10 protein-coding genes are annotated in these 9,037 nt (G+C 36.2%); all 10 read right to left on the bottom strand.

Annotated features, from left to right (window positions below; translation table 11 throughout):
• Window positions 1-133: 133 nt before the first annotated feature.
• The 10 genes from ENO17_09650 to ENO17_09605 all read right to left on the bottom strand — a co-directional run bounded on the left by ENO17_09650 (window position 134) and on the right by ENO17_09605 (window position 9,024).
• Window positions 134-679, bottom strand: a complete 546-nt coding sequence (locus ENO17_09650) for a PASTA domain-containing protein (GenBank protein ID HER25296.1) — start codon at window positions 677-679, stop codon at window positions 134-136.
• 8 nt (window positions 680-687) lie between these two features.
• A complete protein-coding gene (gene rsmB, locus ENO17_09645) occupies window positions 688-2,079 on the bottom strand; it encodes a 16S rRNA (cytosine(967)-C(5))-methyltransferase RsmB (GenBank protein HER25295.1) in 1,392 nt (463 codons plus the stop codon).
• Between the two features lie 34 nt (window positions 2,080-2,113).
• On the bottom strand, window positions 2,114-2,794 hold the full coding sequence (locus ENO17_09640; GenBank protein ID HER25294.1) for a zinc metallopeptidase: 681 nt from the start codon (window positions 2,792-2,794) through the stop codon (window positions 2,114-2,116).
• A 9-nt stretch (window positions 2,795-2,803) separates the two neighbouring features.
• A complete protein-coding gene (locus tag ENO17_09635; GenBank protein ID HER25293.1) occupies window positions 2,804-3,760 on the bottom strand; it encodes a methionyl-tRNA formyltransferase in 957 nt (318 codons plus the stop codon).
• 7 nt (window positions 3,761-3,767) lie between these two features.
• On the bottom strand, window positions 3,768-4,253 hold the full coding sequence (def, locus tag ENO17_09630) for a peptide deformylase (protein HER25292.1): 486 nt from the start codon (window positions 4,251-4,253) through the stop codon (window positions 3,768-3,770).
• Window positions 4,254-4,375: 122 nt separating this feature from the next.
• The gene (gene priA / locus ENO17_09625; GenBank protein HER25291.1) at window positions 4,376-6,436 is read right to left on the bottom strand and encodes a primosomal protein N'; all 2,061 of its coding nucleotides are present in this window, start codon (window positions 6,434-6,436) and stop codon (window positions 4,376-4,378) included.
• A 26-nt stretch (window positions 6,437-6,462) separates the two neighbouring features.
• On the bottom strand, window positions 6,463-7,662 hold the full coding sequence (gene coaBC / locus ENO17_09620; GenBank protein HER25290.1) for a bifunctional phosphopantothenoylcysteine decarboxylase/phosphopantothenate--cysteine ligase CoaBC: 1,200 nt from the start codon (window positions 7,660-7,662) through the stop codon (window positions 6,463-6,465).
• A 24-nt stretch (window positions 7,663-7,686) separates the two neighbouring features.
• Window positions 7,687-8,034, bottom strand: a complete 348-nt coding sequence (rpoZ, locus tag ENO17_09615; GenBank protein HER25289.1) for a DNA-directed RNA polymerase subunit omega — start codon at window positions 8,032-8,034, stop codon at window positions 7,687-7,689.
• Window positions 8,035-8,094: 60 nt separating this feature from the next.
• Entirely contained in the window at window positions 8,095-8,730 is a 636-nt protein-coding gene (locus ENO17_09610; protein HER25288.1) for a guanylate kinase, read from the bottom strand.
• Window positions 8,731-8,742: 12 nt separating this feature from the next.
• On the bottom strand, window positions 8,743-9,024 hold the full coding sequence (locus ENO17_09605) for a DUF370 domain-containing protein (GenBank protein HER25287.1): 282 nt from the start codon (window positions 9,022-9,024) through the stop codon (window positions 8,743-8,745).
• Window positions 9,025-9,037: the final 13 nt, after the last annotated feature.

Raw genomic sequence — 9,037 nt, 5'->3', positions numbered from 1 at the left:
TAATTTAGTTAGCTAGATTATCCGATTCATCGTGCCCAGGATAATCAAAAGATAATAAACATAAGGAGGGCACAATTCATTATGCTCCTGCAAGATTACTCCGATTCCCACTCCCCGCTATACGCTATATTGACTAATAAGGCCCTTTGCTCACCAGTAGATTGATTTCTTTTCTATCCAAATTTATCTTTCCCGGTTCAGGGGTTTGGGCTATGACTACGTCCTTGGGAACGGTAAAATGATAGGTATAGGTGATTCTGCCTAAAATCAAGCCATTTTCTTCGATAAGCGCAACAGCTTCGTCCAGCTCTTTATTTTTGAGGTCGGGAATGTCTAAAGCAATTATCTTTCCGCCTTTACTTACTATTACATACACTTCTCTGTTCTTTTTTACTTTCGATCCGCTGATTGGATCCTGACTAATAATTTTATTTTGCAAGAATCTTTCGTTAAATTCCTCACCAGAGACATAAATCTTTAATCCGGCATTGTACAATTTTTCCTGAGCAACATTTAATTCATTACCGATGATCGAAGGAACCACTGTATCGGATACGTAAAATACATTTTGAAATACCAGAAAAGCACAGACTGCACCGGCCATTACTATAAAAATAATGAAAGCAATAGCAAAAACCGATCTTAAGATAAAACGAAAGATTTTCCCTATCCAATCCATTTATATTCCTATCCTTTTCTTATCATTTTTGCCATAAAGAATCCATCAAGATCCAAATCTGAACCCGAAAGTCCTGGAAATATCTGAATAAATTGATAATGGCGGTGTGTGGTTGATTCATAGACCGGTAATTTTCGCTCCTTGATAAATTCACTGAGATCTTCTAATTCAAAATTAGGATGTTTCTCCAAAAATCTAATTACTGCTTCCTCGTTCTCTTCCGGTTCAGTGCTGCAGGTAGAATACACTAATTTTCCACCAATTTTAAGGTAATTGCATGCAACATCCAATATTTTTCCTTGCAATTCGGTCAGCCGTTCAAATCTCTTTGTATCATAAGTTTGCCATCTCAAATCAGGTTTTCTCCTGATCACCCCCAGACCGGTACAAGGGACATCTATTAAAACTTTATCTGCTACCTTTAGGTATTTTTCAGCCAATAAAGTACCATTATTCTGCCGGGTTTTTACTATATTGATTCCCAATCTCCGTGAGTTATTTTTTACATTTATTAATCTGGACTTGTTACTGTCCATAGCCAGAATAGTACCTTTGTCAGTCATCAACTGGGCGAGATGGGTAGTCTTCCCACCCGGAGCACTGCAAACATCGATAACAAAATCACCGGGATAAGGGTTGAGCAGATGAGCAACCAACATTGATGACTCATCCTGAATTTGAAATAATCCCTCCCGGTAAGCAGGAAATTTACTGATATTAGCAAGCCCTTTGACCTGCAATGCTTCTTTGGTAAATATTCCCTCTCTTACTGAAATATTCTCTTTTTCTAAAATTCCTCTTAAATCAGATCGGGACAGTTTAAGTGTATTGGTTCTGACGACTAAAGCTGGTATCTTGTTATTTTCTTCGCATATTTTGATCGTATTGCTAAATCCAAATCTCTTTAACCAACGATGAACTATCTGCAAAGGATATGAATAAATGGTAGATATATAAAGGGCGGGTTCCTTTTTCTGATCCGGCCAGTGAATATTTTCTCTGTTTCTAATAATATTTCTTAAAATCCCATTTACAAATTTGGCTACCCCGGGATTCCCGTACTTTTTAGCCAATTGCACTGATTCATTGCACAGTGCATAGTCCGGAACTTTATTTAAAAATAGTAGTTGATAAACACCCATTCTTAATATATTTCGAATTAATACTGCTGTTTCCGATAGAGGTTTGGTAGAAAATTGTGCCAGAACCCAGTCAATTCTATTTCGGTTTCTCACCACACCGTAGGTTATCTCGGTAATAAAGGCAGCATCTCTGGAAGATATTTTCTTTTTATCCAATGCATGATTTAATAGAATGTTAATGTAACCCTGCTTGGAATCAATTTTTACCAAAATAGTCAGTATGGTTTCTCTTATTAGATCAACTACTATTTCTTTCATAGACCCGGTTTATTTTATTTCCCTTCTATCTTTTCTATCTTCTATTCCGCAGTAGGATAAGTCTTAACAGCTGAAAGACTGCTACCGAGGCAGCAGCCACATAAGTTAGAGCGGCTGCGTTTAAAACTTTTTTAATAATATTGGTTTCTTCTACATCTGTAACAATATTTGCCCCCACCAGCAGATTTACTGCTCTTTTACTGGCATTAAATTCAACCGGTAAAGTAATTAGCTGAAACAGGACTGCCAGGGAAAAAGCGATAATTCCGATATCCATCAGGGCAGGAAAGCTAAAGATAAAACCGATTAAAAACAGAGGTACTGCCATATTAGAACCGATATTGGTGACCGGTACCAGATTGCTACGAAGAGAAAGGGGGAAATACTTTTTAGCATCCTGAAGAGCATGACCGATTTCATGAGCTACAATTCCCTGGGCAGCCAATGATCTACCATAGTATATTTCCCTAGAAAGGGCTAATTTTTTCTGCCTGGGGTCATAGTGATCAGAAAGACGGCCTTCAATCGGAACTATTTTAATATGGTTTAAAGAGTTTCTTGATATCAGTTCTTCGGCTATCTCTTTCCCGTTTAAACCGTTTTTGGCCAATATTTTCGAGTATTTTGCATAGGTCGTTTTCACCCTATACTGTGCATAGACGGTTAAAAGGATAGCCGGTATTAAAAAAATCATGGTACTGTCGAAAAAAAACATAAAAACCTCCTAACCCAATATTTCTCCGCCCTTGATTTTATAACCGTTAATAAACTGGTTTGCGGTTAATTCTTTTGAACCGGCGGGAATCAGCTTTAATATTTTTATTATTCCCTCGCCTCCGGTAGAGATGAAAATACCGTCTTTTTCAGCTTTAATTACTTTCCCTGGTTGGGAATAATCTATCGGTACATTGCCTTTATAATCATCTAAAAATCTTGCGGCGGTAATTTTCAGTTTCTTGCCGCGGAAATAAGTACAAGCACCGGGAAAGGAGATGGTTCCCCTAATTAAATTATAAACCTTTTTTCCTTTACAACTCCAGTCTATTTTCCCCTCCTCTTTACTCATCTTTGGGGCAAAAGTTGCCAGATTATTATCTTGGGGAATTCTTTCTATCTTCCCGTTTTTTATTTTTTCTAAAAGTTTCGGGAGGGTCCCGACACTTAGAACAGATAATCGATAGTATAGTTCACTGTAAGTTTCATCCGGTAAAATTTCAACCTTCTCCTGAAAAATGATTTCACCGGCATCTACTTTTTCCTTCATAAACATAAAAGTTATACCGGTCTCCTTTTCACCATTAATAATAGCTCGATTAATCGGTGCAGCACCCCGATATTTGGGTAAGAGAGAAGCGTGTATATTTATACAGCCTATTTTGGGAATGCTCAGGATCTGACTGGAAAGAATTTGTCCATAAGCAACTACCAGCATAATATCAGGATTAAATACCTTTATTCTTACGACAGATTTCTCATCATTGATATTCTCCGGTTGAAAAACTTCTACTCCTTTATTAAAAGCTATTTTTTTTATTGGGGTAGGTAATATTTTTTTACCACGCCCTTGGGGACGGTCCGGTTGGGTAATGACCATTATTTTATTTTCTCGGAGGTCAATCAAATTCTCTAAAACCATCCCTCCGAAATCCGCAGATCCCATAAAAATAATTTTAAGCATCATATCACTCTTATTTTCTTTTTTTTAATTTATTTAACAATACCTGTCTTTCTGTCTTTCCTATTCTATCAATAAATAAAATCCCATCCAGATGATCAATTTCATGTTGAAGTGCACGGGCAATCAAACCCTCTTTGGTTATCTCAGTCGGATCTCCATTTTCGTCCAGTGCCTTAACTGTTACTTTTGCTGAACGTTTAACCTGACTGTAGATTCCAGGAATACTTAAGCATCCCTCTTCTTCCAGAAGTTCTCCTTCGCTTTTAATCAATATAGGATTGATCAAGGCAATCAATCCCTCTTCTTCTCCGTCAATAACAATTATTCTTTTTGCTACCCCCACTTGTGGGGCAGCCAGACCCACTCCGGAATCAGTGTACATAGTTTCTGCCATATCTTTTATCAAACTCAATATTTCCGGAACAATTTCCTGAACCGGAAGCGCTTTTCCCCTTAAAACTGCTTCACCGTATTCTTTAATTTTTAATATTGCCATTTCTTTCTCCCCCCTACTTTTACCGTAATTACACTAATTGAAGAAAAATTATAGCCATTCAATGAGAGGTTTATCCTTAACTTATTGTGCAATATATTTCCTATTTATTAATTATTTTATATTTACACCATCTTTGCCGGATCAACATCAATAGTCAACCGATTTTTTTGGTTAAAATGCCTCGATAACATTTTATCATATTTTTTCTTAAATGCCTGATTAAATTTTTCCAAATCCTTCACTTTTATTAAAAGTTGTACCTTAAAGTTGTTCCTCGATTTCCATATTACCATATTGACAGCGCCCAGCAATTTAAATTTCACCGTCTCTTTGTTTTGAAGAAGAGATTGCAGATAATTGATCAAATATTCCGCTCGCTCTTGAACTACTTCCTTCATTTCTCCCAAGATGACGATCTTAATAATATGGGTGAAGGGAGGATATTCTAACTCCTTTCGTAACCCGATCTCTTTTTGATAAAAATAATTATCATCTTGCTCTCTTAAGGCTACTATACAATGATCTTCAGGATTAAAGGTTTGAATAATTACTTCTTTAGGATAATTGATATCTCTAAATGAGGATATAACCTCGTTTAGCAGCTGAAAAGTCTTTTCTCCCGAACGATAATCCGGCAAATTCAATAGGGTATCAGCTGAAATAATTCCAATTAAATCTACATTATCAAATTCCACTCCCTTTAATACCATTTGAGTACCTATTAATATATCGGTTTTTCCCTGATTAAATTCTTCCAGAATTTTCCGATAATCTTCATCTTCAATTGATGAATCCCGATCCAAACGCCTTATTTCAGCTCTGGTGAACATTTTCTTTATCTCATTTTCCAATTTTTGGGTTCCCATTCCCAAAGGCTGAATCTCGCTACTACCACATTTGTCACAAAGATTCATTACTTTAGCCCTTTTCCCACAGTTATGGCAAATGAGTTGAGCACTTTTCTGCATATCCAAATGATAAGAAAGAGAAGTGTTGCAATCGGAACATTTTACTATATGACCGCACTGGTTGCAAATCATAAAACTCGAGAATCCCCTTTTGTTTAAAAAAAGCACGACTTGTCTTTGCTGTTTTATACTTCGGGAAATGGATTGCTGAAGTTCATAGCTTATTATCTTTTTTTTTGACTTTTCCCGGGTCATATCTATTATAGTTTTTTTGAGAAGCTTCTCTCTTTCCTCCCCGGTACTGAACTCCACCTCCAAAAAATGCTTTTTCTGCACATGCCAATAAGATTCCATCGAGGGTGTTTCACTGCTCAAGAAGAAAGGAACATTCTCTAACTCGGCTCGTTTCAAGGCTACTTCTCTGGTATTATAGTGAGGAGCTCTTTCTTCTTTGTATAAACTGCTATGTTCTCGCTCCATAATAATCAATCCTAATCTATCGAAAGGTACAAATATAGACGATCTCATTCCCAGGACTACATTAACCTCGGAATTTCTTATTTTAATCCATTTCTGATATTTAGCTTTCTGGTTTATCTTCTCGTCAAAGACTGCCATATTGCCCTTATATTCATTTTCTAATAGATCTGCTAATTCCGAAAGATGAGATTCGTTAGGAGCTAATATGATAACTTGCCTTCCCTCTTTAAGAGTTTTTCGAATACAGCTTCGATAGAATTTCATTCTGCTATTAAAATCGTTTCCCCGGATAAGTACTGTTTTAAACTGTTTATCATTTATAATGTTTTCTATAACTTTCAAAATGGGTTTTTCTTTTATTTCTTCTACAGAAAATATCATTTCATGATTTAAGGCTTTTCCATTTTCGGGTACTTGAGCGGGTATCTGAGGTAAGATATCGGCAATATCGAATTTTTTAAGCCAGGCTTTGCGGGTTTTGGGAAGGGTATAATTTAAGATCCTTTCCCAAGAGCAGAGGTAATAATTAGACATCCATCTGGTTAATCTGATTATCCCGGGAGTAAGAAGGGGCTTTTTATCGATTATTTGCACGATATCTTTTATATTTTTTACATCCGTTTTAGTTAAGAATCCTACGACGCACCCTATAACCGTTTTACCCCGGAAAGAGACTATCACTCTTGATCCCAGGGATATATCATCTTTTAAATCATGAGGAATACTATAGTGAAATATTTTATCAAAATTATATTCCAGGGTGACTATTTCAGCATATTTCTTTTCACTATGCATTTTAATAAATTCGTTAATTTCATTATTCACTTTATTTTCAAAATTTCGTCCAATATTTTTTCTGCCATCTCAATTTTAGGTATAAGAGCTATTTCTCGAGTTATTCCTTTACTATTTATCACCTTGGCACTATTTTTATCCGAACCAAAACCGCTGCTGCCATTCCTTAACGATATATTATTGGCAACAATCAGATCCAATCTCTTCTCCTTTAATTTTTTAAGGGCATTGGTTTCCATATTTTCTGTTTCCGCAGCGAATCCGACTAGAATTTTATCTCCTTTTTTCTTTCCCAACTCATAGAGGATATCCGGAGTTCTTTCCAGTTCAATAATCAGTTTTTCACTTTTTTCTTTTTTGAGCTTTCCGTCAAACATTTCCCTGGGTCGGAAATCCACTACTGCTGCAGCGGAAATAATTATATCCGCCTGCGAATAATATTTAAAAACTTCTTTTCTCATCTCTTCCGCAGATTCAATTGAAATTGTGGTGATCCCTTTGGGAGCGGATAAAGAAGTTGGTCCGGTTACCAGAATAACCCTTGCCCCCCTGGCATGGGCAATCCTAGCCAAAGCAAATCCCATTTTACCGGAAGAATAGTTAGAAATAAATCTTACTTTATCTATTGCTTCCCTGGTACAGGAAGCTGTAATCAATACGGTCTTACCCTGGTAATCATTTTTTAAGGTTAGCGCATTTTCAACCCTATCTACTATCTCTTCGATATTAGCCAATCTGCCTTCCCCTATTGCACCGCAGGCTAATCTACCGTACTCTGAATCGATAAACTCGTACCCCAGGGTATTTAATTTCTCTACATTCTGTTGATATAGAGGATTGGCGAACATATTTGTATTCATGGCGGGGGCAAAGATCACTTTAGCTTTGAAAGCCATTACGGTGGTAGTTAACATATCATCAGCAATTCCATTAGCAATTTTACCCACCACATTCGCCGTAGCAGGGGCAATCAATATTAGATCAGCCCATGCAGCAAGAGAGATATGTTTTATGGCAGTCTTATCATTGGTAGAAAACAGGTTGCCAATTACCGGATTTCCGGAAAGAGTGATAAAGGTTAAAGGTTGGATAAATTTAAGGGAAGAAGCAGTCATTATTACAAAAATATCTGCCCCTTTTTTCTTTAGTAAACTCACGATCTCAGCTGCTTTATAAGCCGCTATACTTCCGGTAACCCCAAGAAGTATTTTCTTTCCTTTTAACACTTTTTTACCTCTTATAGTTAACTCTTAATCAAATAAGTCTTCAGGTTTTTCGATTTCTTCATCCTTCTCGAAAATCTCCTCGATTTCCTCGGGTTCTTGCAGGTCATCAAGCGATCCTTCTGATTCTTCAGGATCTTGAACTTCATCAGATATATCTTCGGGTTTTAGAGATTCTTCAGTTTCATTAAAGATCTGCTCAGCTTTTAAAGGCTCTTCCTTTTCTTTAAGAAATACTTTTCCTTTTTTTATTTCCTCAAGAGCGATGCTTATAGGATGTTTACACTTGGGTTTAATTAAAATTTTAGCTCCCTTGGTCAACTCTTTTGCCCTGTTCGCTACCATCATAGTTAATAGGTATTTATTATTTATCATGTTTATTTCTTACCCTTCCTCTTGTAAAAATATACTATTTTATGACTTTAAAACAAGAAATCATTTTTTATAATTTACTATTTTACACCTTTCGGCAATGACTATAGATTCTAATTTTTTTAGAGCGCTTTTAATGTTGTCATTCACTACCAAATAATTATAGTATTTTTCATATTCTATTTCAATGCGGGCATCTTTTAATCTTTTTTCCAGTGCTTTTTCGCCCTCTGTATTTCTTTTACGTAATCTATCCTCCAAATCCTTCCAGGTTGGAGGTGCTATAAAAATAAAAATTCCATCGGGAAATTTCTCTTTGACCTGCATGGCACCCTGAACATCCAATTCCAGCAGGACATCTCTCCCTTTATGTAGTTCTTCTATTAAAAATTTTATCGGTGTTCCTTTGAAATCTCCGTGAACAATAGCCCATTCTACAAAAATATTTTCCTCTATTCTTTTTTTGAATTCATCCACGGTGACAAAATAATAATCCTTGCCTTCTATTTCCTCCTTTCGAGGAGGCCGAGTATTCACCGACACCGAATATTTTAAATCAGGAAAAATATTAAACACCTTTTCTCTTAAGGTACCTTTACCTACCCCTGATGGACCGGAGATCACAAAAAGCAAGCCTTTTCTTGACGGTGTATTTTCTTCAGAGATAAAAGATGATAAACGTTTGCTATTATCAATCATGATTATAGTTTCCTATTTGGTAATATTTTCTCTTAACTTGGGGTTTTGTTCTTCGTATTCGGTAAATCTGTGGGCAATGGTTTCCGGTTGAATGGAAGATAATATTACATGATTACTATCGGTAATGATGATTGCTCTGGTTCTTCTTCCGCATGTAGCATCAACTATTTTTTTCTCTGTTCTTGCTTCATCTTTTAATCTTTTCATAGGAGCGGAATCCGGATTTAAAATAGCTATAATTCTAGTGGAATTTACAAAATTCCCAAAACCTACATTAACTAAATTGTTTAGCATATTATCCCTCTAT

The organism is Candidatus Atribacteria bacterium (genome assembly GCA_011056645.1).
Lineage (GTDB): Bacteria > Atribacterota > Phoenicimicrobiia > Phoenicimicrobiales > Phoenicimicrobiaceae > Sediminicultor > Sediminicultor quartus.
This window is presented reverse-complemented; position numbering and strand designations above follow the sequence as displayed.